Below are 25,202 nucleotides of genomic sequence, written 5' to 3' on the forward strand. Positions count from 1 at the left end.
CGCGAACCGAGCTTCGAGCCCGCCTTCTGAGACGGACAGACCCATGCAGAGATTCATCCGCAAACGCGCCTTCGCGAGCCTTTTGTCCCTGTTGGGGCTGGTCGTGGCCGTTTTCTTCCTGTCCCGCCTGACGGGCGATCCGACCGCGCTTTTCCTGCCGGTCGATGCCACCGATGCGATGCGCCAGCAGTTTCGCGAGGTCCACGGCCTCAACGATCCGCTGATCGTGCAATTCGGAAATTACCTCTGGGATCTGGTGCATCTCGATTTCGGCGAGTCGCTGCGCAAAGCGCGACCGGCCATCGATGTCGTGATGGAGGGCTTTGCCTGGACGTTGCAACTGGCGCTGATCACGATGGTTCTGGTGGCGCTCGCGGCCGTGGTGGTTGGCTCGCTGGCGGCCTTCAAGGTGGGCGGCATTTTCGACCGCGTCGCCTCGCTTTTGTCTTTGATCGGGGCCTCGGCGCCCGATTTCTGGGTCGCCATCGTCGCGATCACGGTTTTCTCGGTCGGGCTGGGCTGGGTGCCGACTTCGGGAACGGGAACGGCGCTGCATTGGGTTTTGCCGGTCGCGGTGCTGTTCATCCGCCCCTTCGGGCTGATCGTGCAGGTGGTGCGCGGCTCGATGATCACGGCGCTATCCTCGGCCTATGTCAAAACCGCGCGTGCCAAAGGCGTGCGCTCGCGGCCGATCATCTTTGTCCATGCGCTGCGCAATGCGATGTTGCCGGTGATCACGGTGATCGGCGATCAGGCGGCGGCGCTTTTGAACGGCGCGGTCGTGATCGAGACGATCTTCGGCTTTCCCGGCGTCGGCAAGCTGATGATCGATTCCATTCTTCAACGCGATTTCAACGTGGTGCTGGCCGCGATCATGGTCACGGCTCTGGCGATTTTCGTCATGAACCTGCTGATCGATCTGGCCTATTCGCTGCTTGATCCGCGCATCCGTCACTAAGGGCCCGGCCATGAGCACAACCGACATCCTTCCGCCCGAGCCAAGCGCCGCCCGCCGTTACCTGAACATGCTTTGGGCCGATAAATTCGCGGTCTGCGCGGTGATCTTCCTGCTCGTGGTGCTGGTCATGGCGGTGATCGGGCCGTCGTGGATGAACGATCTGGCGCAAAAGCAGAACCTGCGCGGACGCAATGCTCCGCCCTTCGATCTGTCGCGCGGCTGGGTCTGGTTTTTGGGCGCGGATGCGCTTGGCCGCCCGCTGCTGGCGCGCATTATCGTGGCCACGCAAAACACCATGATGGTCGCGGCGGGGGCCGTGTTCTTTTCGGCGCTGATCGGCTCGGGGTTGGGGCTGGTCGCGGGCTATGCCAGCAAGCGCACCGGCGAGGTGATCATGCGGCTGGCCGATGTGATCATGTCCTTCCCTTCGCTTTTGCTGGCGGTGATCGTGCTTTACGTCCTCGGCCCTTCGGTCGGGAACCTGATCATCGTGCTGGCGATCACCCGCATCCCCGTCTATCTGCGCACCACCCGCGCCGAGGTGCTGGAAATCCGCGAGCGCATGTTCGTGCAGGCCGCCCGCGTCATGGGCGCCCCCGCGCGGCGCATCATCTTGCGCCATATCCTGCCGGTGGTCCTGCCGACGCTGATGACGATCGCGACGCTGGATTTCGCCTTCGTCATGCTGGCCGAAAGCTCGCTGTCCTTTCTGGGCATCGGCATCCAGCCCCCCGAGATCACCTGGGGGCTGATGATTTCGCAGGGGCGGCAATATCTGACGAACGCCTGGTGGCTGTCGTTCTGGCCGGGGCTTGCGATCATCCTGACCACTTTGTCGCTGAACCTGCTGTCGGGCTGGATGCGTGTCGCGCTGGACCCGGCCCAACGCTGGCGGCTGGAAATGAGAGGGCGCAAGAATGACTGACCATCTGCTCGAGGTGCGCAACCTCTCGGTCGAATTCCACACGGCGGCTGGGGTCGTCAAAGCGGTCAGGAACGTCGGCTATCATCTGGACCGTGGCGAGACGCTGGCCATTCTGGGCGAAAGCGGCTCGGGCAAATCGGTCTCGTCCTCGGCGATCATGAACCTGATCGACATGCCGCCGGGAAAGATCACCTCGGGCGAGGTGATTTTTGACGGGCAGGATCTGTTGAAGCTGGGCGCGGGCGCGCGGCGCGAGATCAACGGCCGCCGCATCGCGATGATTTTCCAAGACCCGCTCAGCCATCTCAATCCGGTCTATACCGTCGGCTGGCAGATCGCCGAGGCGCTGACGACCCATGACATCCCGCGCGACAAGGCCCGTGTCGAGGCCCTGCGTCTGGTCACCCGCGTCGGCATCCCCAACCCCGAGGCCTCGCTAGGGAAATATCCGCACGAGTTCTCGGGCGGGCAGCGCCAACGTCTGATGATCGCGATGGCGCTGGCGATGAAGCCCGACCTCCTGATCGCCGACGAGCCGACCACCGCGCTCGATGTGACGGTTCAGGCCGAGGTTCTGGGCCTGCTCGAAGAGCTTCAGCGCGAGACCGGCATGGGCATCCTGATCATCACCCATGATCTGGGCGTCGTTGCCGAAATCGCCGATCGGGTCGTCGTGATGAATGCGGGCGAGGTGGTGGAAACCGGCCCCGCGCGCGAAGTCTATCACAATCCCAAGCACCCCTATACCCGCAAGCTGATCGGGGCCGCGCCGGGCAAGGGCGCGATGCATGATCCCGCCCCGCCGCAGGGGGCGCCCGTGCTCGACGTGCGCAATCTGCGCAAGGATTACGGCGATTTCCTTGCGCTTGAAGATGCCAGCTTCCAGCTCATGGCCGGCGAGACGCTGGCGATTGTCGGCGAAAGCGGCTCGGGGAAGTCGACCTTGGCCAAGGTGCTCCTGCGTCTGGAAGAGCCGAGCGGCGGGCAGGCGCTCTGGAAGGGGCGCGATCTTTTCGCAATGTCACCGGCCGAGCTTTACGCTTTGCGCCGCGATCTGCAGATGGTGTTTCAGGACCCGACGCAATCGCTCAATCCGCGGATGACGGTCTATCAGCTCGTCTCCGAGGCTTGGGCGATCCACCCCGGCATCCTGCCCAAAGCGCGCTGGCGCGCCCGCGTCGCCGAGCTTCTCGAGCAGGTCGGGCTGAAGCCCGAGATGGCCAACCGCTACCCGCACCAGTTTTCCGGCGGGCAGCGCCAGCGCATCGCGATTGCCCGTGCGCTCGCGCTCGAGCCCGAGCTGATCATCTGCGACGAAGCCGTCTCGGCGCTCGATGTTTCGGTTCAGGCACAGGTGATCGCGCTTTTGGACAAATTGCGCCGCGAGATGGGCATTGCCTTCATCTTCATCGCCCATGACCTGCCGGTGGTGCGCGATTTTGCCGATCACGTCATGGTCATGAAAAAGGGCCGCGTGGTCGAGCTGGGCACGGTGGCGCAGGTCTTCGATGCCCCGCGCGAGCCCTATACCCGCGCGCTTCTGGCGGCAGGGCTCGACCCCGATCCCGATGTGCAGGCCGCGCGCCGCGCCGAAAGGTTGGCGGACGAAAGCCGCGTGCCGGCCTGAGCCCCCGCCCGACCGGCGCGGGGTCTAGGTCTTTTGCACCAGAACCTCGGCCAGATCGCGTGCAAAGAGCCGCGCGACCTCGGTCGGTTCGGGCTGGACGCGCAGGGCGATGTAGAATTGTGATTTCCACAAAAGCCCCGGCGCATCCAGCGCCCGCATCTCGCCGCGATCGACCCATTTCTGCGCGAAATGAACCGGCAGAAAGCCCAGAAAACAGCCCGAGCGGATCAGCACGGCCTGCGCCTCCATATTCGAGACCGAGGCCGTGATCTGCGGCTCGTGCAGCGCGGCAAGCTCGGCGCGTTCGAGATAGGGGCGCACCGTCATCGCATGGCGCGAAATCGTTTCGGGGGTGATCTCCGCGGCGGGGCGGTCGAACAACGGATGGTTGAGGCCGCAGTAGAGCTGGTGGTCCTCGACCCAGACAGGACGGTAGTCGATATTGGCATGGCGCGTCGGAAAAGGGCCGACCGCAACATGGATATCGCCGGTCTGCAGGCCCTTGCTCAGCGCCTCGGTGGTGCCGACCTCGACCGTCAGCCGGACCTGCTGCTCGCGGGTGAAAAAGCGCCGCAAGGCGAGATGGACGGGCAGGTCGGGGTTGTCGACCTCGCTGTCGACGATGCCGATGCGCAAATGGCCGGTCAGAACGCGGCGCAGGGTGCCCAGATTGGCCTCGCAGGTTTCCATCACGCCCAGCATGCGCTTGGCCTCGGCATAGACCTCGGCCCCTTTGGCGGTGACGGTGAAACCGGCCCGCCCGCGTTGGCATAAAGTAAAGCCGAGCGTGGTTTCGAGATCCTTGAGATGGGTCGAAATCGCCGCCTGCGACGCGCCGAGCACGGCCTGCGCGCCCCCGAAGCCGCCATGCTCCACCACCGCGCAAAAGGTGCGCAGGTTGCGCAAAGTATAATCGCTGATCCGCATGAGGCCCTCCTCCGGCTTCCGCTTCACAGGATGGATTACTTTAGATTTCTTGAAACAAGAAATGGAAAGATCGGATTTATACGCGATTTCCCTCGCGGCATGGTCTGGATATTCGCACTTGGGCAGGGGGAGGCACGAGCGGCGATCCGCATTGGGAGAACCCAATCGCGGCACCGGAAATCAACCATGGGAGGGGAAGATTTCTATGTCAGTATCAAGCACGGATCTGGGCGCCGGCGCCCGCTCGCATCCGCAAACGGATGTGTCCAAAGACGAATTGCTGCGCCGCGCGGCCTTCGCAAGCTTCATCGGCACCTTTGTCGAATGGTTCGACTATGCGGTCTACGGCTTTCTGGCCGCGGTGATCGCGGTCGTCTTCTTTCCCGCGACCGATGCGCGTTCGGGATTGATGGCGGCCTATGCGGTTTTCGCTTTGTCCTTCATCATCCGTCCGATCGGCGGCGTGATCTGGGGCCATTTCGGCGATAAATTTGGGCGCAAGGCCACGCTGTCGCTGTCGATTTTCATCATGTCGGCCGCGACTTTCGTCATCGCCTTTCTGCCGAGCTACGAGACCGCCGGCATGCTGGCGCCGATCCTGCTTTTGCTGACGCGGATGGTGCAGGGCTTTGCCGCTTCGGGCGAGTTCGCGGGCGCGGCCTCGTTTCTGGCGGAATATGCGCCCGACAACCGGCGAGGCTTTTTCACCTCGCTGGTGCCTGCAGGCGAGGCGGCGGGGCTTTTGGCGGCATCGCTGTTCGTCGCGCTGCTTTACGCTTTGTTGTCGGATGCGCAACTCCAGTCATGGGGCTGGCGTCTGCCTTTCCTGATGGCGTTCCCCTTGGGCTTCGTCGGCGTCTTCATCCGCCGCCGCCTCGAGGAAACCCCACATTTCCAGGCGTTGGAACAGGAAAACCACGTTCCCACGACGCCCGTGAAAGAGCTGTTCAAGAACAATTTCCCGCAGCTGATGATGGCTTTCGGCGGCACGCTTCTGAACGCGGTCGGCTTTTACCTCATCCTGATCTACATGCCGACCTACCTTGCCGGAGAGCTGGGCGTGGGCAAAGAGGCCGCATTCCTGTGCTCGACCGTGACGCTGGTGGCCTACCTCGGCTCGATCTTCATCATGGGGGCGCTGTCGGACAAGCTGGGGCGCAAAGTCATCCTGCTGCTGTGCTCGGTCCTGTTTGTCGTGCTGACGGTGCCGCTGTTCATGGTCCTGTCCTCGATCACCTATACCGGCATGGCGAGCACCAGCTATCTGATGATCCTCATGGTCCTTGCGCTGTTCGGGGTCATGATGGCGATGAACGGCGGCACTTTGGCCACGTTCCTGTGCGAGCTCTTCCCGACCCGCGTGCGTTTTTCGGGCTTCGCGCTCAGCTATAACTCGGCCAATGCCTTCTTTGGCGGCACCGCGCCTTTGATCGCAACATGGGTCGGCGGGATCATCGGCAGCGCCCTTGCGCCGGCCTATTTCCTGACCGGCGCCGCAATCATCACCTTCTTGTCGATCATGATGGCCCGCGCAGGCGGGGCAGGGTCGAAGCTGGAAGAGTGACCCAATATCTTGTTGAAAGGACATCATGAAATGAGCACGGACAAATATTCAGCGGGTCGCCTGAACCTACCCTTCGTCGGGATCTGCACCTTCGGCAAACGCCCCTATGTCGCCGATTGGACCCAGATCGACGCCGATGTCGCCGTGCTGGGCGCGCCCTTCGATTTCGGCACGCAATACCGCGCCGGCTCGCGCTTCGGGCCGCGCGGGGTGCGCGAGGCCTCGACGCTGTTCAGCTTCGGCCATGCGGGGGCCTACGATCACGAGGATGACGTCACCTATCTGCCCGACAGCGTGCGCATCGTGGATATCGGCGATGCCGACATCGTCCACACCGACACCGCCCAAAGCCACGCCAATATCAAGACCGGCGTGCAGGCGATCCTTGAAGCGGGGGCCTTTCCGGTGGTGATCGGGGGCGACCACTCGATCAACATCCCCTGTATCGACGCTTTCGAGGGGCATGGCGACATCCATATTTTCCAGATCGACGCGCATCTGGATTTCGTGGACGAGCGTCACGGCGTGCGTACCGGCCACGGCAGCCCGCTGCGCCGCGCCTCGGAAAAGGGCTATGTCACCGGGATGACGCAGGTCGGCATCCGCAACGTGTCCTCGACGGCGCGTGACGGCTACGAGGCGGCGCGGGCCTCGGGATCGGACATCTTGTCGGTGCGTCAGGCGCGCAAGCTCGGCGCCGAAGAGGTGATCAACCGCATCCCCGAGGGCGCGCGCGTCTATGTCACGCTCGATATCGACGGCTTCTGCCCCTCGATCGCGCCGGGGACGGGAACGCCGTCGCATGGCGGGTTCCTTTACTATGAGGTGCTCGAGATGCTTCAGGCGCTCGCGCGTCGCCACGAGGTCGTCGGCATCGACCTGGTCGAGGTCGCGCCCGAGTTCGACCATTCCGCAACCACCACGACGCTCGCGGCGCAGGTCTTGCTGAACTTCATCGGATTCGTCTTCCACGAGCGGGCGCGCCGTGCCGGAAATGTCGCGCAAGGCTGATATGCCCCAGCGTTACATGGATCGGGCTTGAAGCCGATTCTCCAAAATGCAAAAGGGGGCCGCGTCGGTCCCCTTTTGTCATGCCGCAGCGTCCCGTTCGGGGCCGCGACGGGCGAACGGGGGCGGGAATGCGCCGCTGCGAGGGCTTGAGTCCCGCGCGTGAATAGCTCTTTATGTTGCAGGGCGCGGGCGTCCCGCAGCCCCGAAACTCCGAAACTGTGGTTCGCTTCAAAGGCTTGATTGTCACGGGCAGTCTGTTACCTTGTCGTCATACCATATGTTGACAAAAATGCGGCCGTGAGGCCTAATGCTTGTGTTCTGGTTCTTGAGTCGAAGACGCGTTTGGCGCAAGAAAAAGAGGGAAAGCCGGTGAGAAGCCGGCGCTGCCCCCCGCAACTGTAGGCGGTGAGCGAAGCCACAAGGATCCTGCGGGTTTCTGCGCGAAGGATCGGCCGAGCGATGATCCGTGAGTCAGGACCTGCCAGGACAGGAATAGAATTAACCGTGCGGTGGGCGCGGGGGTTTCAAAACGTCTGACGAAGGAGTGTCTTCGCCGGATTTTCCCCTGTCTCTCGTCGCGATATGCCAAGGGACAAGGAAGATATGACCATCACCGTTTACTCGAAGCCTGCTTGCGTTCAGTGCACCGCCACGACCCGCGCGCTTGATGCGAAAGGTCTGTCCTACGACATCATCGACCTGACGCAGGACGAGGCGGCGATGGAGAAGGTGACGGCCCTTGGCTACCGTCAGGCTCCGGTCGTGATCGCGGGCGACGAGCATTGGGCGGGCTTTCGTCCCGACATGATCGGCCGTCTGTCCTGATCGGGCAGCGGGGTCGTGCTTGATCTTGTCTATTTCTCGTCGGTCTCGGGCAATACGGCCCGTTTCGTCGAGAGATTGGGAATGGGGGGCACCCGTATTCCGGTCAGCCCTTCCGATCCGATGCCGGTTGCGGACAAGCCTTTCGTCCTGATCTGTCCGACTTTCGCGGATGGTCTGGGGCGGGGCGCGGTCCCCAAACAGGTGATCAAGTTTCTCAATATCGCCGAAAACCGCGACCTGCTGCGCGGCGTGATCGCCGCGGGCAACCGCAACTTCGGCACGACCTTCGCCCTTGCGGGCGATGTCATCGCACAAAAAACCAACGCGCCAGTTCTCTACCGTTTCGAACTGGCGGGCACCGAAACCGATATCATCCGCATCAAAGCGGGGCTTGCTGAATTCCGGGGGATGGAATGCTCGACAATGGCGTGAAGGCCGAACTTGATTACCATGCATTGAACGCGATGCTGAACCTCTACGACAGCGAGGGGAAGATCCGTTTCGACGCCGACCGCAAGGCGGCGCATCAATTCTTCCTGCAGCATGTCAACCAGAACACGGTCTTCTTCCATTCGCTGGACGAGAAGCTCGATTATCTGGTCGAGGAAGGCTATTACGAGGCGCAGGTTCTGGACCAGTATTCCAAGAACTTCATGCGCGAGATCTGGGACGCCGCCTACAAGAAGAAATTCCGTTTCCCGACTTTCCTCGGCGCGTTCAAATATTACACCAGCTACACGCTGAAGACCCGTGACGGTCAGCGCTATCTCGAGCGCTACGAGGACCGCGTCGTCATGGTCGCCCTGGCGCTGGCGCGCGGCGACGAAAAGCTGGCGATGCGCTTCATGGACGAGATCCTGTCGGGCCGCTTCCAGCCCGCCACGCCGACCTTCCTGAACGCAGGGAAAAAATCGCGCGGCGAGCTGATTTCCTGCTTCCTGCTGCGCGTCGAAGACAACATGGAATCGATCGGCCGCTCGATCAACTCGTCCCTGCAGCTTTCCAAGCGCGGCGGCGGCGTGGCTTTGATGCTGACCAACATCCGCGAGGCAGGTGCCCCGATCAAAGGGATCGAGAACCAGTCCTCGGGCGTCATTCCGGTGATGAAACTGCTGGAGGACAGCTTCAGCTACGCCAACCAGCTGGGCGCGCGTCAGGGCGCGGGCGCGGTCTATCTGAACGCACACCACCCCGACATCCTGCGCTTCCTCGATACCAAACGCGAGAATGCCGACGAGAAAATCCGCATCAAGACGCTGTCCCTTGGCGTCGTGATCCCTGATATTACCTTCGATCTGGCGAAGAAAAACGAGGACATGTACCTCTTCTCGCCGCATGACGTGCAAAAGGTGTACGGCGTGCCCTTCTCGGAAATCTCGGTCTCCGAGAAATATGCCGAGATGGTCGACGACAAGCGCATCAAGAAGAAAAAGATCAATGCCCGCGCCTTCTTCCAGACGCTGGCCGAGATCCAGTTCGAGAGCGGATATCCCTACATCATGTTCGAGGACACGGTGAACGCGGCCAACCCGATCGACGGGCGCATCACCATGTCGAACCTGTGCTCGGAGATCCTGCAGGTCAACGAAGCCTCGACCTTCAACGAGGATCTGGGCTACGACCACCTCGGGACGGATATCTCGTGCAACCTCGGTTCGCTGAACATCGCCGCGACGATGGACGGCCCCGATTTCGGCGAAACCGTCGAAATCGCGGTGCGCGCGCTGACCGCCGTGTCGGAAATGTCGGCGATCGACGCCGTGCCGTCGATCCGTCGCGGCAATGACGAGGCCCATGCCATCGGCCTTGGCCAGATGAACCTGCACGGTTTCCTCGCCCGCGAGCGCATCCATTACGGCAGCGCCGACGGCGTCGAATTCACCAGCGTTTACTTCGCCGCGATCGCCTATCACGCGATCCGCGCCTCGAACCTGCTGGCGCGCGAACATGGCCGCACCTTCTCGGGCTTCGAGCGCTCGAAATATGCCGACGGTACCTTCTTCGAGAAATATGTGACGCGCGACTGGCTGCCGCAGCGCGAAGAGGTGCTGCGCGTGTTCGACGGCATCACGCTTCCGACCCGCGAGGATTGGGCGCAGCTGAAGGCCGATGTCATGGCGCATGGTCTTTACAACCGCAACCTGCAGGCGGTGCCGCCGACCGGCTCGATCAGCTACATCAACAACTCGACCAGCTCGATCCACCCGATCGTGGCGAAAATCGAGATCCGCAAGGAAGGCAAGATCGGCCGCGTCTATTACCCTGCCGCCTTCATGACCAACGACAACCTCGACTATTATCGCGATGCCTATGAAATCGGGCCGGAACCGATCATCGACACCTATGCGGCTGCCACCGAGCACGTCGATCAGGGCCTGTCGTTGACGCTGTTCTTCCCGGCAGAGGCCACCACCCGCGATATCAACAAGGCGCAGATCTATGCCTGGAAAAAGGGCATCAAGACGATCTACTACATCCGCCTGCGCCAGACCGCCCTCGAGGGGACCGAGGTCGAGGGTTGCGTCTCCTGCGCCCTCTGAGCACGACATTGACGCCGGGGGCTGTCCGCCCCCGGACCCCCGAGGATATTTAAGCATGAAAGAGGGGTTCTTCGGATGAAGGATCAGATTCTCCGCGCGCCGTTGAAGGCGATCAACTGGAACCGTCTGGACGATGAAAAGGACCTCGAGGTCTGGAACCGTCTGACGGTGAACTTCTGGTTGCCGGAAAAGGTGCCGCTGTCGAACGACGTGCCGAGCTGGGCGACCCTGCGCCCCGAAGAGCGCGAGCTGACCATCCGCGTCTTCACCGGCCTGACGCTTCTGGATACGATCCAGAACACGATGGGCGCGCCGTCGCTCATGCCCGATGCGATCACCCAGCATGAAGAGGCGGTTCTGTCGAACATCTCCTTCATGGAGGCGGTCCATGCGCGGTCCTATTCCTCGATCTTCTCGACGCTGAGTTCGACCCCCGAGGTTGATGCCGCGTTCCGTTGGGCCGAGGAAAACCCGCATCTGCAGCAAAAGGCGCAGCTGATCGTCAACGAATACAATGCCAAAGGCGATCCGCTGAAGCGCAAGATCGCCAGCGTGTTCCTTGAAAGCTTCCTGTTCTATTCGGGCTTCTATCTGCCCATGTATTGGTCGAGCCGCGGCAAGCTGACGAACACCGCCGACCTCATCCGCCTGATCATCCGCGACGAGGCGGTGCACGGCTATTACATCGGCTACAAATTCCAGCGCGGTCTGGAACTGGTCTCCGAGGAAAAGCGCGCCGAGCTCAAGGATTTCGCTTTCTCGATGATCTTCGATCTCTACGACATCGAGTCGAAATATGCGGCGGAGCTTTATGACGGCATCGGCCTGACCGAAGATGTCAAAGCCTTCCTGCATTACAATGCCAACAAGGCGCTGCAGAACCTCGGCTACGAGGCGCTCTTCCCGCCGCAGGCTTGCGAGGTCAATCCCGCCATCCTCGCCGCGATCTCGCCCGACAGCGAAAACCACGACTTCTTCTCGGGTTCGGGTTCGTCCTATGTCATCGGCAAGGCGGTCGCGACCGAAGACGACGACTGGGATTTCTGATCCCGCGTCCGGCCCGAGGGTTGTTCTTCATCAGAAAAATACCCTCGGGGGTGAATTGCGGCGCCAGCCGCGAGAGGGGGCGCAAGCCCCCTTTTCCTTTTTCGCCTCAGCCCAAACTCAGGCCAGATTGCGGGCGCGTTCGCGCAGGGCGAATTTCTGGATCTTGCCGGTCGAGGTCTTGGGCAGATCGCCGAAGATCACCGTTTTCGGGACTTTGAACCGCGCCATGTTCTCGCGGCAGAAGGCGATGATATCGGCCTCGCTTGCCTCTTTGCCCGGTTTCAGCGTCACGAAGGCGCAGGGCGTTTCGCCCCATGTCTCGTCGGGCCGCGCCACCACGGCCGCCTCCAGAATGGCGGGGTGGCGATACAGCACATCCTCGACCTCGATCGACGAGATGTTCTCGCCGCCCGAAATGATGATGTCCTTCGAGCGGTCTTTCAGCTCGATATAGCCGTCGGGATGCATCACCCCGAGATCGCCGGTCGCGAACCAGCCGCCGCGAAAGGCCTTTTCCGTGGCCGAGGGGTTCTTGAGATAGCCCTTCATGACGTTGTTGCCGCGCATGAAGATCTCGCCCATGCTCTCCCCGTCCGGAGGCATGCGCTCGAGCGTGGCGGGATCGGCGACCATCAGCCCGTTCAGCACGAGGTTCTTGACGCCCTGCCGCGATTTCAGCCGCGCCTTTTCATCGGGCGAGGCGCTGCCCCAATCATCGTTCCATTCGCAGACCACGGCGGGGCCGTAGGTCTCGGTCAGGCCGTAGACATGGGTGACGTCGATCCCCATCGCCTCCATCGCGCCGATCACGGCGGCGGGCGGGGCGGCGCCGGCGGTCATGACCTTGATCTTGTGGTCGAAGTCCTTGAGCGCATCCGGCGCATTCGCCAGCATGTTCAAAACGACCGGCGCGCCGCAGAAATGGGTGACCTTTTCGTCGCGGATGAGCTGGTAGACCGTCTCGGCGCGGACCGCGCGCAGACAGATGCAGACGCCCGCATTGGCGGCAATCGTCCAGGGAAAGCACCAGCCGTTGCAGTGAAACATCGGCAGGGTCCACAGATAGCGCGAATGCTGCGCCATGCCCCATGAAACGATGTTCTGCAGCCCGTTCAGCGCCGCGCCGCGGTGGTGGTAGACGACGCCCTTGGGATCGCCGGTCGTGCCCGAGGTGTAGTTCAGCGAAATCGCATCCCATTCGTTCTCGGGCGGCGACCAGCGATAGGCGGGATCGCCCTCGGCCAGCAGCTCCTCGTAGCTCAGCGCGCCGATGCGGCGGCCTCCGTCGAAATTCGGGTCGATGATGTCGACGACCAGAATGTCGCGCGCGCTTGCGATGCGCAGGGCGCGTTCGGCCAGATCGGCGAATTCGGGATCGACCAGCAGGACCTTGGCCTCGCCGTGATCAAGGATGAAGGCCACGGTTTCCGAATCAAGCCGCGTGTTGATCGCGTTCAGGACCGCGCCGGTCATCGGAATGCTGAAATGGGATTCGAAGGTCTCGGGGATATTGGCGGCCAGAACCGCGACCGTATCGCCCTTGCAGATGCCGCGCTTTTCCAGCGCGCTGGCGACCCGCAGGCAACGTTCGTAGGTCTCGGCCCAGTTGCGGCGCGTCTTGCCATGGACCACGGCCAGCGCATCGGGAAAGATCGAGGCGGTGCGTTCGATATAGCTGAGCGGGGTGAGTTGCTCGTAATTGGCCGGTCCCGCCTCGAGACCCTGCCGGTAGATATCATGATGTGCCATCTCTTCCCCCTTGATCGCCGATGCCTCTGTCGCGACCAAGCCGCCGGATGGCACCAAATCCGTCAGCAACTTTGCAATCCGCGCGCCGGAGTTCCAGAGCGGAGGGCAATGTTAGCGACCATCCGTGCGAAATATTTTTGCGCGGAGCCGGTTTCGGGCCCCGAAGCGGGGCGCGATCCGACTCTCCATGCCTGCCGCAGGGTCCGGCCCGACGGCACGGTGCGGGCGAATTGCCCGCTCTTGCGGCGGATTGTCACATGAAGTGGACGCAATCACGCGGATTGTTGGGAAAAACCGGCGCTTTTGTGCTGCTCCTTGCGGAATTGCGCGAGGATCCTCTTGCTCCGCCGCGGTTCTGGCCCGAATTTGTCCGCCACTGTTTCACTATGGGAGCCTGGGGCCTGTGTTTTTTGAATGGATGTCTGATCCTGCCGCTTGGGCGGGGCTGGCAACGCTCGTCGTACTCGAGATCGTGCTAGGGATCGACAACCTCGTTTTCATTGCTGTTCTCGCCGACAAACTCCCCGAACATCAGCGCGACAAGGCGCGCAAGATCGGACTCAGCCTCGCGCTGATCATGCGTTTGGGCCTTTTGGCTTCGGTTGCCTGGATCGTGACGCTGACACAGCCGCTCTTCGTGCTCTTCGGGCAGGAATTTTCGGGACGCGATCTCATCCTGATCTTCGGCGGGCTGTTTTTGCTGTTCAAAGGCACGATGGAGCTGCACGAACGCCTCGAGGGCCATGCCGAGAAAAAGGACGGCAAGGTCTATCAGGCGGTTTTCTGGCAGGTCCTGCTCCAGATCGTCATTCTGGACGCGGTTTTCTCGCTCGACAGCGTGATCACGGCGGTCGGCATGGTCAAGCATCTCTCGGTGATGATGATTGCGGTGGTCATCGCGGTCGGCGTCATGATGCTGTCGTCGCGCCCGCTGATGGCCTTTGTTTCGCGCCATCCGACGGTCGTGATCCTGTGTCTGGGCTTTTTGATGATGATCGGCTTCTCGCTGATCGTCGAAGGCTTCGGCTTCCATATCCCGAAGGGCTACCTTTACGCGGCGATCGGTTTTTCGGTCCTGATCGAGGCGCTCAACCAGATCGGACGCCGCAACCGCGAGCGCCACGACAGCCGCCTCGATGTGCGCGACCGCACTGCCGAGGCGGTTCTGAAACTGTTGGGCGGCAAGACGACGCGGCTCGAACTGGCCAAAGGCGATGCGGCTGCGGCGGCTGTGCCCGGGGATCAGGTCTTTGCCGTCGAAGAGCAGGATATGATTCAGGGCGTTCTGTCCTTGGCCGACCGTCCGGCGGTCTCGATCATGACGCCGCGCCGCGAGATCAACTGGATCGATCTCGACGAAAGCCCCGAGGCGATCCGCGCCCAGCTTATCGACGAGGGCCACTCGCGCTATATCGTGGCGCGTGGCGATCTGGAGAATTTCCTCGGCGTGGCGCTGAGCAAGGATCTTCTGGCCGATCTGCTGGAAAAGGGCGCGATCGACGCCAATGTCAGCATCCGCCAGCCCTTGGTCGTGCATGAACGCGTGACCGCCTTGCGCCTGATGGAGCAGTTGCGCGCCTCCAAGGTCAAGCTGGCGGTGGTCGTGGACGAATACGGCTCGCTCGAAGGGATCGTGACGCCCTCGGACCTGCTGGAGGCGATCGCGGGCGAATTCGGCGACGAGGATGAAGATCCCCTGATGACCGAGCGCCAGCCCGACGGCTCTTGGATCGTGGACGGGGCGCTGGATGTGCGCCGCGCCTCGGGGCTGCTGGATGTCGATCTGGCCGATGATGCCGACCGCTACTCGACGCTGGCGGGCTATATCCTGTGGCAGCTGGGCAGCCTGCCCAATGTCGGCTCGACCGTGGTCGTGGGCGATCTGGAGCTGCGGGTCCACGAGGTCAGCGGCCGCGCCATTTCCAAAGTGCAGATCCGCCGGCTTTGAGCGCCCTGTCTCCAAAAGCAAAGGGCGGCCTTCGGGCCGCCTTTTTCATTGGGCCCCGTTCAGCAAGGGCGGGCTCGGACCAATAGGGCTCAGGCGGGTGCGGTTTCAGGCTCGGGCGTGAAAACGATCGGGCCGTCCGAGCGCGCGCGCCGGATCGCCCTGCGCAGGGCGCTTTCGGAGAGGACGCCGGAATGGGTCTGCGTCCCGATGACGAAAGACGGCGTGCCCTGAAAGCCCATCTGGACCGCCTGCCGGTCGTTGCGGATCATGAAACTGTCCCAGGCGCGGCGGTTGTCGAGATAGCCCTGCATCGCCGCCGCGGGATCGACGCCGGCATCGGCCAAAGCGGTCTCGATGCGGGTCTCGTCCATCTGCCCGCGGATCGCCATCAGCGCGGCATTCGCCTTGTGGTACTGCGCGAGGCCGTCGGCTCCGCTGTCGGTTCCGGTTCCGGTTCCGATCCGCGAGGCACCGAGCACCAGCTGGCTGGCATAGACCGAAATGCCGCCGAAGATCGGCCAGTCGCGCAGCAAAAGCCGCGTATTGCCGTCCTCCAGGATCCCCGCCATCAGGGCCTCGTGGCCGCTGCGGCAGAAGCTGCATTGATAGTCGAAATATTCCACCACCGTCACGTCGCCGTCGGGATTGCCCAGCACCGGCGCATGGGGGTCGCGCAGGATTTGCGCCAGCCCTGCGGGAGCGGGCGGCTCGGGTATCAGGCGCGACAGTCCGTAGAAGCCGCCCGTGATCACCGAGGCGGTCAGGCCGGTCCGGATCAGCGTGCGCCGGTCGTATTGGCGCGCGCGGGCACGGCGTTCCTGCTGCTCGTCGCTGGGGCTGTCGGACATCGGTCGGTCTCTCCTTGGTCGTCGCGGGCTGTACTCGTCCGCCCTTGTCGGGGGCAGGGCTTAAGACAGGCTTAAGCTTTGACGGTTAGTCGCGTAAAGAGACAGAGGACATAACGGCGTTTTCGGGCGCGCGAAAGGGTACTGGAATGCGTCTTCTGGTGGTCGAGGACGATGCGCTGTTGCGCGACAGCCTGCTGGTCGGGCTGCGCCTGTCGGGCTTTACGCCGGACGGGGTCGCGACCTGTTCCGACGCGAGCGAGGCTCTGGTCCATTCGCAATTCGACGGGATCGTGCTGGACCGGATGTTGCCCGACGGTTCTGGGCTCGACTGGCTCAAGGCGCAGCGCGGGCAGGGGATGGCTCTGCCGGTCCTGATGCTGACCGCGCGCGACCGTGTGCCCGACCGGGTCGACGGGCTCGACGGGGGTGCGGATGATTACATGGGAAAACCCTTCGATCTCGACGAGCTGGCCGCGCGGTTGCGCGCGATGCTGCGCCGTGGCGAGGGGGGGCGCGCGGCGCCCGAGATCGCATGGAACGGCCTCAGGCTGGATCCCGCGACCATGCGCGGCACGATCGGCGGGGCGGCGGTCGATTTCTCGCGCCGCGAGCTTGCGGTGCTGACCGCTTTGCTTGAACGGCCGGGCCAGATCCTCTCGAAAGCCGCTCTCGAGGAACGCCTTTACGGCTGGGGCGAAGGGGTCGAGAGCAATGCGCTCGAGGTCCATGTCCACAAGCTGCGCGCCAAATTGGGGGCCGGTTTCATCGAGACGGTGCGCGGCATGGGCTACCGCCTCGGCGCGGAGGAATAGGTGATGTCGCTGCGCCGCCGCCTCGCGCTCATCCTCATTCTCGCGACCGGCATCGTCTGGGTGGCGGCGATGGTCTGGATCCAGACCTCGACGCGGGCGCGGGTGGAGCAGGCGCTGGATGCGCGTCTGGCCGAGGCGGCGCGGATGGTCTCGTCGCTGCTCTCGGACCGCCGGATCGACCTGCAATCGGGCGAGGGGCCGACCGCTTTCGAGCTCCCGCACCAGCCTTCGGGCGAATATGACCAGCATCTCTTTTGCCAGCTCTGGTCGCTCAAGGGCGATCTGGTCGGCCAGTCGGGTGCCGCACCAAACACGCCCCTGTCGCCCGGGGCCGAGGGCTTCAGCGACAGCGAGATCGAGGGAGAGCATTGGCGCGTCTATACCGCCGTCAACGCCGAGCTGGGGGTGCGCGTGATGGTCGGCGACCGCGTGATCATGCGCGACCGGCTGGTGCGCGATGTCGTGACGGGGCTGGCCGTGCCCGCGCTTGTGATCCTGCCGCTGCTGGCGGGGCTGATCTGGGTGGTGGTCGGGCGCGGCCTCGCGCCTTTGACGGGGATTGCGGGCGAGCTGCGGCGGCGCAAATCCGATGATCTGACCCCGATCGGACCCGCGCCGCGCGCGACCGAATTGCGCCCCGTCGTCACGGCGCTCAACGATCTCTTCGACCGCGTCAGCCGTGACCGCGACCGCGAGCGCAGCTTTACCACCTATGCCGCCCACGAGCTGAAAACGCCGCTGGCGGGGATTTCGGCGCAGGCCCAGATCGCACAGCGCGCCAGCGATCCCGCCATGCGCGAGGCGGCCTTGGCACAGATTATAGGTGCGGTGCGGCGTACCGATCATGTCGTGCGCCAGCTGCTGGATCTCGCTTCGGTCGATGGCGGGGCGGATGGCGCGGATTGCGACGAGCCGCTCGAACTGGCCGAGGTTCTGCGCGCGGTGATCGCCGATCTTTCGCCCTTGGCCGAAGCGCGCGGCTTGCAGGTCGAGACCGATCTGCCCCGACATCCCGCGCCCCTTTCCGCCCCGCGCTTTCTGATCTGGGTCGCTTTGCGCAATCCTGTGGAGAATGCGATTCTCGCCTCGCCAAAGGGGGCGACGCTGCGCTTTGCATTGGCGCAGGTTGCGGAAAGCGGCCAAGGCACGCTGTGGCGGCTGTCGATCCGCGATGAGGGCCCCGGCCTCACGCCCGAAGAGCGGCAGCGCGCGACGGAGCGCTTTTTTCGCGGTCGCGCGGGCTGGGAGAGTGGCAGCGGCCTCGGCCTTTCGATCACGGCGGCGGCGATGGCACGTCTGGGCGGCAGTTTCACGCTCGACGGCGGTACTTCGGGCGGGACGGTCGCAATCCTCGATTTTCCCGTAGCGCCGGCAGGGGCGTGATCGCGCGGCTGTGATGGCGCGCAAGCCGTTCTTAAGGCTGGCTTAAGCCTGTTGCGCGATTTCTCGGGAAAAGAAGAACCCTCGAGGAGAGCAGGAATGACCCGAGAAATTTCCCGACGCCGCCTTTTGGGCACCGGCACGCTTGTGGCGGCAGGTGCTGCGGCGGGAACCATGGTTTCGGGGCTGGCCGCCCCCGCTTTGGCGCAGTCGATCTACGATTCCGGCGTGCAATACGACCCCAATGCCGAGCAGCGCCGCAATGCCTCGTCCTTCACCGCGCAGGATTGGCGTCCCCATTTCGAGACCCTCGCGAAAGGGGCGATCCTGTGCGATCTGACCTCGCGCGTGGTGCATTTCTGGTCCGAGGACGAGACGGTCTACCGCCTCTTTCCCAGCTCGATCCCCGCAAGCGAGGATTTGACGCGCCTTGGCCGGACCGAGATCATCAAACGCGTCGAGGGGCCAAGCTGGGCGCCGACGCCCTCGATGAAGAAATCGAACCCCGAATGGCCCGATTTCGTCGCGCCGGGCGATCCCAACAATCCGATGGGCACGCATTCCCTGTGGCTGAGCTGGCAGTATTACCGCATCCACGGCACCCACGACACGCGCAAGATCGGGCGGAAATCCTCGAACGGCTGCATCGGGCTTTATAACGAACACATCAAGCAGCTCTATGATTTGGCGAAGGTCGGAACGCAGGTGCTGTTGATCTAAGGGGCGCGCCCCCCGATCCGGTTTGGACCGTTTCAGCAAGCTGCCCGCGGGCGGTCCATCACGGGGAAAGGCGGCTGTCGGGATGCAGCCGCCTTTCTATTTTCGCGCGCCCTTTTCCGTTCGGGGCGGTTCAGCCAAGCAGCGGTTTGCTGTTGCGCATATGGCGGGCGGCGAGGCTGCGGCCCTCGCGGCCGGCGATCAGCGGGCGCGCGGGGCGGGGCGGATCCGTCGCCTCTGCGAGTTCGGGGAACAGCGTGTGGATTTCGCGCAAGGCCGCGGGGCCAAGCGTGCGCAGGGCGGCCGGACCCGTGTAAAGCGATTCCGCCTCGGCGCCGTTGGCATAGATGATCTGATGGGCGTCGAAGAGGAAATGGACATAGGTGATCCCGTCCCCGCCTTCATCCGTCGCCGGCAGCGACCGGATCCCGTCGAGGCCCGACAGCTGTTTGGCCGCGACGAGCACCTCTTGCGCGCCGAACATGCGCTGCGCAATGGCCGAGCGCACGAGGATGCGGTGCTGGGGCGAGACCCGCAAATCTCTGGCCGGAAGGCCCGCCCCCAAAGCTCCGGCGCTAATCAGGACCGGTGCGAGATGGGGCTGCCGCGCCAGTGCGCGCGCACCGATCCGGCGAGCCGCGATCCAGCGGATCGGCTGGAGCCCGGCATCCCGCGTCATGACCAGATCGCCCTTGCGCAGCGCTCCTGCCGCGACCGGCCCTGCGGCTGTCTCGATCATCGCGTCATCGGCAAAGCAAATCGTGTCGATATTGTCGTTCAGGGCGACGTCCTCCCAAGGGATGGAGGTGATCGGGGTGAGCCCGCGCACTTCCAGCGATGCGGCTGTGCCCTGTATCTGTGTGGCGGGCGGCAGGAAGGGCAGGTCGTAGTTGAGAGGAAGCCTATTATCTTCCGGGAGCCAGATCGTCAGGGTCTTCGCAGGATCCTGCGGGACGGCAAGTTGAACGATATAGCTGAAGATACCGGTCTCGGAGAGGCCGGTGTTCATCGATTCCCAAACAAGATCGGCCTCATAGATTTGGCTGACGGCATAGCTCGCGCCCTGCCAATGCAGCACGTCGCCCTGCTGGATCATCGCCGGATCGGCAAGGTCGATCTGGACGTTGTCCTGCATCTTGCCGAAACCGGGAGGGGCTCCGCTGCCCTGGGGGGTGATCACATCCCCCGTGGAGGGCAATCCGTCCAACAGTCGCGTGACATCATTGAGTATGGCCAAGACCCGTCTCCCCTGTTTCCGTCGGGGAGAGATTTATCGCGATCACCAGCCTTGTCCATAACGAACAAAACACAGCATGCTTATTGTTTCTATCTGTGCTGCCCCGACCATGAAACAAGGGGGCCGAAGCCCCCTTGCGCCGATCCATGACCGGCCGCTTTCTTGCGGATTCAACCGCTTGTCGCGGATCAGGCGGCTTTGCCCAGCACCAGCGAGGATGCCAGCGCGGCCTCGAGCGTTTCCTTGTCCATCAGCTTCTCGTCCAGCACGATCTCGACCACGCCCAGACCCGACTGGTGGGCCTTCAGTGCAACTTCGGTCGCGCGGACATAGCCGATATAGGGGGTCAGCGCGGTGACGATACCGATCGAATGCTCGACCGTTGCTTTCAGAGCCGAGGCATCGGCGGTGATGCCGTTGACGCAATTGCGCGCCAAGGTCTGCATCGCGCCTTCGAGGTGGCGGATCGAGCGCTCGATGCTGGCGAACATCACCGGCTCGAAGGCGTTGAGCTGCAGCTGGCCCGCTTCGGACGCCATGGTGATCGCCATATCGGCGCCGATGACCTCGAAACAGACTTGGTTGACGACCTCGGGGATGACCGGATTGACCTTGCCCGGCATGATCGAGGAACCGGCCTGACGGGCGGGCAGATCGAAATCGCCCAGACCCGCGCGCGGGCCGCTCGACAGCAGGCGCAAGTCGTTCGAGATCTTGGACAGCTTGACCGCCAGACGCTTGAGCGCGCCCGAGACCGAGACGAAAACGCCGGTGTCCTGCGTTGCCGCGATCCGGTCGGCGGCGAGCGTCAGCGGCAGGCTGGTGATCGCGGCGAGATGGGTCGTGGTCAGATCACCAAGGCGGGGATGGGCGGTGATGCCGGTCCCGATCGCGGTGCCGCCGAGGTTGAGGACCGTCAGCTCTTCTTCCAGCGCTTTGAGCGCCCTGCGCTCGGCCGCCATCATCGCGGCATAGGTGGCGAATTCCTGACCGAGGGTCATCGGAACCGCGTCCTGCAACTGGGTACGGCCCATTTTGATAATGCCCGCGAAGGCCTCGGCGCGGCCGGCGAAGCTTTGCTCCAGCTCGGCAATGGCGACATCAAGGCGGCGCAGCATGAAGATCAGCGCGATTTTCAGCGCCGAGGGGTAAACGTCGTTGGTGCTCTGGCCCAGATTGACATGCTCGTTCGGGTGCAGAACGGCGTAATCGCCCTTGGCCTTGCCGAGGGTCTCGAGCGCGAGATTGGCGATCACCTCGTTGGCGTTCATATTGCTGGAGGTGCCCGCACCACCTTGGATCATATCCACGACGAACTGGTCGTGCAGCGCGCCGTTGCGGATTTTTTGTGCAGCCGAGATGATCGCGGCGGCGAGCTCGGGCGCGAGAAGGCCAAGCTCCCGGTTGGCGGCGGCGCAGGCCTCTTTGACGGCAGCGAGCGCGTCGACCAGCTCGGCGCAGGCGCCGATCTTGTGGCCGGAGATCGGGAAGTTTTCGACCGCGCGCAGCGTGTGCACGCCCCAATATGCGTCGTCAGGGACGTCGCGGTCACCGATCAGGTCATGTTCAGTTCTGCTCATGTGAGCCCAGCCTTCCGTTATCTTGCTTTTTGAAGATGTGGCGTTTCGCCAGTGCATGCGCCAATGCCGTTTCGGAATGGGCCATGCCTGCGGCAAGATTACAGTTTCGTGACCGAAAGGTGTATGCGCAAAATCAGGGCAAGTGATTAATTTCGCGCCATTTGCGCTCGCGGCGCGCGAAAAGCCTATTGCGGCGTGTCGATCCGGCGCGACCAGTCCTCGGTTTTGCCGTTGGCCAGACGCGCCTCGGCCAGCCTGCGCCAGTTCTCGGGCAGATCGGGCAGGGCGGCCAGATCGGCAAGCGCCGCGCGGTTCATCCGGTCGTGGTACAGCAGGTGAGAGACGCGGGTCAGCGGCCATTCGGGGTGGGGCCGTCCGATCAATCTGCCGCTATCGCCCGCGCGGATCGGGCCTGCCTCCGCGACGCGGAAGTACCAGCCGGTGCGCCCGCTTTCCTGCACGCGCCGCGCCATATCGGGCTGATCGAAGCGCAGGTTCAGCTTCCAGCAGGGCTGGCGTCCCTGCGAAACCGACAGGACCGCGCCGCCGACTTGCCACAGATCGCCCAGACAGATCCCGCTTTCGTCGATCCCCTCGACCACGAGATTCTCGCCAAAGCCGCCGGCGCGGAAATGCGCTGCTTTATCGGGAAGATCCTGCCGCCAGATCGCGTAATTGGCGCGCGCATAGGCGTGGATCGCCTTGTCGGGGCCGCCGTGGTGGCGCGGATCGCCCTGTTCGTCGCCCGCAAGCCCGAGCGCTCCCGCCTCGAGCGCGCCGGTGGCGGGTTGTTTGTCGATGGCGCTCGGCACGCCTTTGGGGCCGAAGGGACGCGCGCGGCCGATGCGCAACTCGCTGATCTGGAACGTTGTCGTCCACGCTGTCATCTGCCCCTCGCTTGCGCCGGACCGGCGGCTGAAACCTTGGCGCGATTGCAGTCTTTTCGCGACCAAGCTGCAAGCTTTAACCGCGCCTGCGTCGGTTTGCCTCTCCCGCGCGGGAAAGACGCGCCGGAAATCGGGGCTGGGTGGCTGGCGGGGCTTTCGCGCAACGGTGGCGCGATTTTAAGCGAATACAAGCGTTAAGGATTTACTTGATAATAACTGTCAGGTAACTGCTCGGGCATCAACAAAGGGACCAAGAAGCCCTTGCTAGCCTTTTTCGCCAGCTCTCCCGACACCAGCAAGCGAATGAGGAAGATATGTTTCGCAAATCCCGCGTTGTTGCCACTTTGTGGGCGACGACAGCTTTTCTGATGCCCCTGCACGGGGCGGTCATGGCTCAGGACAGAGCGGCCGAGGCCGGTCAAACCACCGCCCCCACCACCACCGACAAGGCCGGAAACGGGCCTGTCATGCTTGATCCGGTCACGATCTACGCGACGCGGCAGGAGGCCTCGGTCAGCGATGTCGCGGCCTCGATCACCGTGGTCGACGGCGGCACGCTCGAGGCGCGCGGCCAGGACAGCCTGCAATCCATGGTGCGCTACATGCCCGGTGTGAACGTGACGCGCACCACCAGCGCGACCGATCCTTTCGCCACTTTCAGCGGCGTGACCATCCGCGGCGTCAGCGGCAACCGCGTCCAGATGATGATCGACGGCTCGCGCGTGGCCGAGCGCATCACCGACGGCACCCGCGACTATTTCGACTTCAACTTCATCAAACAGGTCGATGTGGTCAAAGGGCCGTCCTCGGTCCTGTGGGGTTCGGATGCGCTTGGCGGGGTCGTGGCCTTCACCACCATCGACCCCGAGGATGTGTTGCAGGGGCAAGACCGCGCCGGTATCGGCCGTCTGGCCTTCGATTCGGTCAATGACCAAAGCAGCGCCTCGGTCGCTTTCGCGCAGCGTTTCTCGCCCGATCTGACCGCTTTGATCGGGATCGCGCGCACCGACGGACACGAGATAGAGCTGTCGAATGCCCGCGCCGACGGCGGAATTTACGGCTGTCCGCGCGATACGGCGCATGGCGCGATTGCCTGCGACCGTCTGAACCCTGCCGATATCGCCGCGAACCGCTTGCTGGCGAAGCTGGTCTGGGAGCCCTCGGACGAGCACAAGCTGAGCTTCTCGGCCGATCTGCTGAACCGGCAGACCGATGTCGTGCAAAAGGCACAGCTTGGCGCGACGCTGAACTCGATCACGGGCCTTCCGACCGGCGAGATGGTTTACGGCTATGACCGCGCGCTGACCGTCAAACGCCATCACTACGGCATCGAGCATCTCTGGACGCCGGAAAACGGCTTTGTCGACGAGGTCCGCACCACCTTCTCCTATACGCCCTACAGCACCAGCCGCCGCGGCCAGAAATGGAGCCGCAACACCAGCGGTCAGGAGGTCATCCTCAACGACCGGCTCGATTATTCCGAGAAATTCTACGAACTCGACATTCAGGCGGTTTCGCGCTTTGCAACGGGCGGGGCGGATCACGTCGTCACCTGGGGCTTTGACGGCGATCTGACCAAGACCGATTACAGCCGTCTCGACATCACCCGCAACCTGACCCTCGGCACCGTGACCGAGGTCCGCGCGGGCGGTTTCAACTTCGCCAATTCCGAGACCCGCCGCGCCGATCTTTATGTGCAGGACCATATCACGCTGGCCGAAGGCAGGTTGGAACTGACGCCGGGCCTGCGATTTGCGACCTACAAGATCGACCCCAACCCGAATGCCGATTATCAGGTCGTCACCGGCTACGAGCCGCGCGAGCGGTCGGACCACGAGGTTCTGGGCAGCTTCGGCGCGATGTACCACCTCAACGACCAGTATACGGTTTGGGCGAACTTCGGTCAGGGCTTCAAAATGCCGACCGCACAGCAGCTTTACACCTCGGTGCCGGGTACCTTCTTCGACCAGATCCCCGCGCCCGATCTCAAACCCGAAAAGGTCGACAGCTACGAGCTGGGCCTGCGTCATCAGGGTGAAAAGTCGAGCTTCGGTATCACGGCCTTCCGCGCGAATTACGACAACTTTATCCAAAGCTTCTATAATCCGCCGAACACGACGGTTTACACCTACCGCAACCTCTCGTCGGTCAAGGTCTGGGGTGTCGAGCTGGAGGGGGCCTACCAGATCCGCGACGATCTGCGCGTGACCGCATCGGCGGCATGGCAAAAGGGCCGCCAGCGCGCCGAGGCGGGCGCCGAGGAGACCCCGCACAACCTCGCGCCTTTGACCGGCGTGGTCGGTCTGGCTTGGGATGCGACGCCCGATCTGAGCTTCGAGGTCATCGGCACTTTCGCCAGCCGCGTCAAGGAAACCGCCGAAGAGGATGATTTCAAACCCGCAGGCTACGGCGTGATCGATGCCTTCGCCTCGTGGAACCTGACCGAGACAGCCGTGCTGAACCTCGGCGTCCAGAACCTCTTCGACAAACGCTATTTCGACGCGAATGCGGTGAGTTACGGGGTCAATCCCAGCCCGGCGGTTGCGGCGCAGAATCCGCTGGAGCTCCAGACCGCACCGGGCCGGTTCTTTACCGCCTCGATCGACATGCGGTTCTAGGG

20 protein-coding genes and 1 riboswitch are annotated in these 25,202 nt (G+C 63.4%); of the genes, 14 read left to right on the top strand and 6 right to left on the bottom strand.

What is annotated here, in order from left to right; genetic code table 11:
- The first annotated feature begins 43 nt into the window (after positions 1 to 43).
- Genes ACFFUC_RS15035 through ACFFUC_RS15045 form a run of 3 tightly spaced genes read left to right on the top strand, consistent with a single transcriptional unit; the run spans position 44 to position 3,510 of the window.
- The gene (locus tag ACFFUC_RS15035; RefSeq protein WP_377687607.1) at positions 44 to 958 is read left to right on the top strand and encodes an ABC transporter permease; all 915 of its coding nucleotides are present in this window, start codon (positions 44 to 46) and stop codon (positions 956 to 958) included.
- A gap of 10 nt (positions 959 to 968) precedes the next feature.
- Positions 969 to 1,883 carry an ABC transporter permease gene (locus tag ACFFUC_RS15040; protein ID WP_377687608.1) on the top strand — a complete coding sequence of 305 codons (915 nt, stop codon included), beginning with the start codon at positions 969 to 971 and terminating at the stop codon, positions 1,881 to 1,883.
- Positions 1,876 to 3,510, top strand: coding sequence for an ABC transporter ATP-binding protein (locus ACFFUC_RS15045; protein WP_377687610.1), 1,635 nt, complete (start codon positions 1,876 to 1,878; stop codon positions 3,508 to 3,510). Before ACFFUC_RS15040 ends, ACFFUC_RS15045 begins: the two co-directional genes overlap by 8 nt.
- 24 nt (positions 3,511 to 3,534) lie before the next feature.
- On the opposite strand, the gene ACFFUC_RS15050 is transcribed toward ACFFUC_RS15045, so the two are convergent.
- On the bottom strand, positions 3,535 to 4,437 hold the full coding sequence (locus ACFFUC_RS15050; protein ID WP_377687613.1) for a LysR family transcriptional regulator: 903 nt from the start codon (positions 4,435 to 4,437) through the stop codon (positions 3,535 to 3,537).
- A gap of 205 nt (positions 4,438 to 4,642) precedes the next feature.
- Between ACFFUC_RS15050 and ACFFUC_RS15055 the strand changes: the two genes are divergently transcribed.
- The 6 genes from ACFFUC_RS15055 to nrdF all read left to right on the top strand — a co-directional run bounded on the left by ACFFUC_RS15055 (position 4,643) and on the right by nrdF (position 11,424).
- Entirely contained in the window at positions 4,643 to 6,001 is a 1,359-nt protein-coding gene (locus ACFFUC_RS15055; protein WP_377687616.1) for an MFS transporter, read from the top strand.
- 30 nt (positions 6,002 to 6,031) lie between these two features.
- Positions 6,032 to 7,012, top strand: coding sequence for an agmatinase (gene speB, locus ACFFUC_RS15060; protein ID WP_377687618.1), 981 nt, complete (start codon positions 6,032 to 6,034; stop codon positions 7,010 to 7,012).
- Between the two features lie 302 nt (positions 7,013 to 7,314).
- A riboswitch (cobalamin riboswitch) is annotated at positions 7,315 to 7,512 on the top strand.
- A 103-nt stretch (positions 7,513 to 7,615) separates the two neighbouring features.
- A complete protein-coding gene (gene nrdH, locus ACFFUC_RS15065) occupies positions 7,616 to 7,837 on the top strand; it encodes a glutaredoxin-like protein NrdH (RefSeq protein ID WP_377687622.1) in 222 nt (73 codons plus the stop codon).
- A 15-nt stretch (positions 7,838 to 7,852) separates the two neighbouring features.
- Complete coding sequence (nrdI, locus tag ACFFUC_RS15070; RefSeq protein WP_377687625.1) at positions 7,853 to 8,269, top strand: class Ib ribonucleoside-diphosphate reductase assembly flavoprotein NrdI; 417 nt, start codon at positions 7,853 to 7,855, stop codon at positions 8,267 to 8,269.
- Positions 8,251 to 10,377 (top strand): class 1b ribonucleoside-diphosphate reductase subunit alpha, encoded by a 2,127-nt coding sequence (gene nrdE, locus ACFFUC_RS15075; protein ID WP_377687627.1) that lies wholly within the window; start codon positions 8,251 to 8,253, stop codon positions 10,375 to 10,377. The genes nrdI and nrdE overlap by 19 nt, the downstream gene beginning before the upstream one ends.
- A 75-nt stretch (positions 10,378 to 10,452) precedes the next feature.
- Entirely contained in the window at positions 10,453 to 11,424 is a 972-nt protein-coding gene (gene nrdF, locus ACFFUC_RS15080) for a class 1b ribonucleoside-diphosphate reductase subunit beta (protein ID WP_377687629.1), read from the top strand.
- A gap of 117 nt (positions 11,425 to 11,541) precedes the next feature.
- Here the strand turns inward: nrdF and ACFFUC_RS15085 are convergent, their stop codons facing one another.
- On the bottom strand, positions 11,542 to 13,173 hold the full coding sequence (locus ACFFUC_RS15085) for an acyl-CoA synthetase (protein ID WP_377687631.1): 1,632 nt from the start codon (positions 13,171 to 13,173) through the stop codon (positions 11,542 to 11,544).
- A gap of 418 nt (positions 13,174 to 13,591) precedes the next feature.
- On the opposite strand from ACFFUC_RS15085, the gene ACFFUC_RS15090 reads away from it, so the two are divergent.
- The gene (locus tag ACFFUC_RS15090) at positions 13,592 to 15,121 is read left to right on the top strand and encodes a TerC family protein (RefSeq protein ID WP_377687633.1); all 1,530 of its coding nucleotides are present in this window, start codon (positions 13,592 to 13,594) and stop codon (positions 15,119 to 15,121) included.
- A gap of 89 nt (positions 15,122 to 15,210) precedes the next feature.
- Here the strand turns inward: ACFFUC_RS15090 and ACFFUC_RS15095 are convergent, their stop codons facing one another.
- Complete coding sequence (locus ACFFUC_RS15095) at positions 15,211 to 15,969, bottom strand: DsbA family protein (RefSeq protein WP_377687635.1); 759 nt, start codon at positions 15,967 to 15,969, stop codon at positions 15,211 to 15,213.
- Positions 15,970 to 16,115: 146 nt separating this feature from the next.
- Here ACFFUC_RS15095 and ACFFUC_RS15100 point away from each other — a divergent pair, with 146 nt between their 5' ends.
- From ACFFUC_RS15100 to ACFFUC_RS15110, 3 genes are all read left to right on the top strand, one after another.
- Entirely contained in the window at positions 16,116 to 16,781 is a 666-nt protein-coding gene (locus tag ACFFUC_RS15100) for a winged helix-turn-helix domain-containing protein (protein ID WP_377687636.1), read from the top strand.
- A gap of 3 nt (positions 16,782 to 16,784) precedes the next feature.
- On the top strand, positions 16,785 to 18,164 hold the full coding sequence (locus ACFFUC_RS15105; RefSeq protein WP_377687638.1) for an ATP-binding protein: 1,380 nt from the start codon (positions 16,785 to 16,787) through the stop codon (positions 18,162 to 18,164).
- Positions 18,165 to 18,260: 96 nt separating this feature from the next.
- Complete coding sequence (locus ACFFUC_RS15110) at positions 18,261 to 18,881, top strand: L,D-transpeptidase (protein ID WP_377687640.1); 621 nt, start codon at positions 18,261 to 18,263, stop codon at positions 18,879 to 18,881.
- Between the two features lie 130 nt (positions 18,882 to 19,011).
- Here ACFFUC_RS15110 and ACFFUC_RS15115 read toward each other — a convergent pair whose 3' ends face one another.
- The 3 genes from ACFFUC_RS15115 to ACFFUC_RS15125 all read right to left on the bottom strand — a co-directional run bounded on the left by ACFFUC_RS15115 (position 19,012) and on the right by ACFFUC_RS15125 (position 22,582).
- Positions 19,012 to 20,115, bottom strand: coding sequence for a Hint domain-containing protein (locus tag ACFFUC_RS15115; protein ID WP_377687642.1), 1,104 nt, complete (start codon positions 20,113 to 20,115; stop codon positions 19,012 to 19,014).
- A gap of 188 nt (positions 20,116 to 20,303) precedes the next feature.
- Positions 20,304 to 21,695 (bottom strand): aspartate ammonia-lyase, encoded by a 1,392-nt coding sequence (locus ACFFUC_RS15120; RefSeq protein WP_377687643.1) that lies wholly within the window; start codon positions 21,693 to 21,695, stop codon positions 20,304 to 20,306.
- Between the two features lie 185 nt (positions 21,696 to 21,880).
- A complete protein-coding gene (locus tag ACFFUC_RS15125) occupies positions 21,881 to 22,582 on the bottom strand; it encodes an MOSC domain-containing protein (protein ID WP_377687645.1) in 702 nt (233 codons plus the stop codon).
- A gap of 389 nt (positions 22,583 to 22,971) precedes the next feature.
- Here ACFFUC_RS15125 and ACFFUC_RS15130 point away from each other — a divergent pair, with 389 nt between their 5' ends.
- Positions 22,972 to 25,200 (top strand): TonB-dependent hemoglobin/transferrin/lactoferrin family receptor, encoded by a 2,229-nt coding sequence (locus ACFFUC_RS15130; RefSeq protein ID WP_377687647.1) that lies wholly within the window; start codon positions 22,972 to 22,974, stop codon positions 25,198 to 25,200.
- Positions 25,201 to 25,202: the final 2 nt, after the last annotated feature.

The organism is Paracoccus cavernae, from assembly GCF_042430175.1.
Lineage (GTDB): Bacteria > Pseudomonadota > Alphaproteobacteria > Rhodobacterales > Rhodobacteraceae > Paracoccus > Paracoccus cavernae.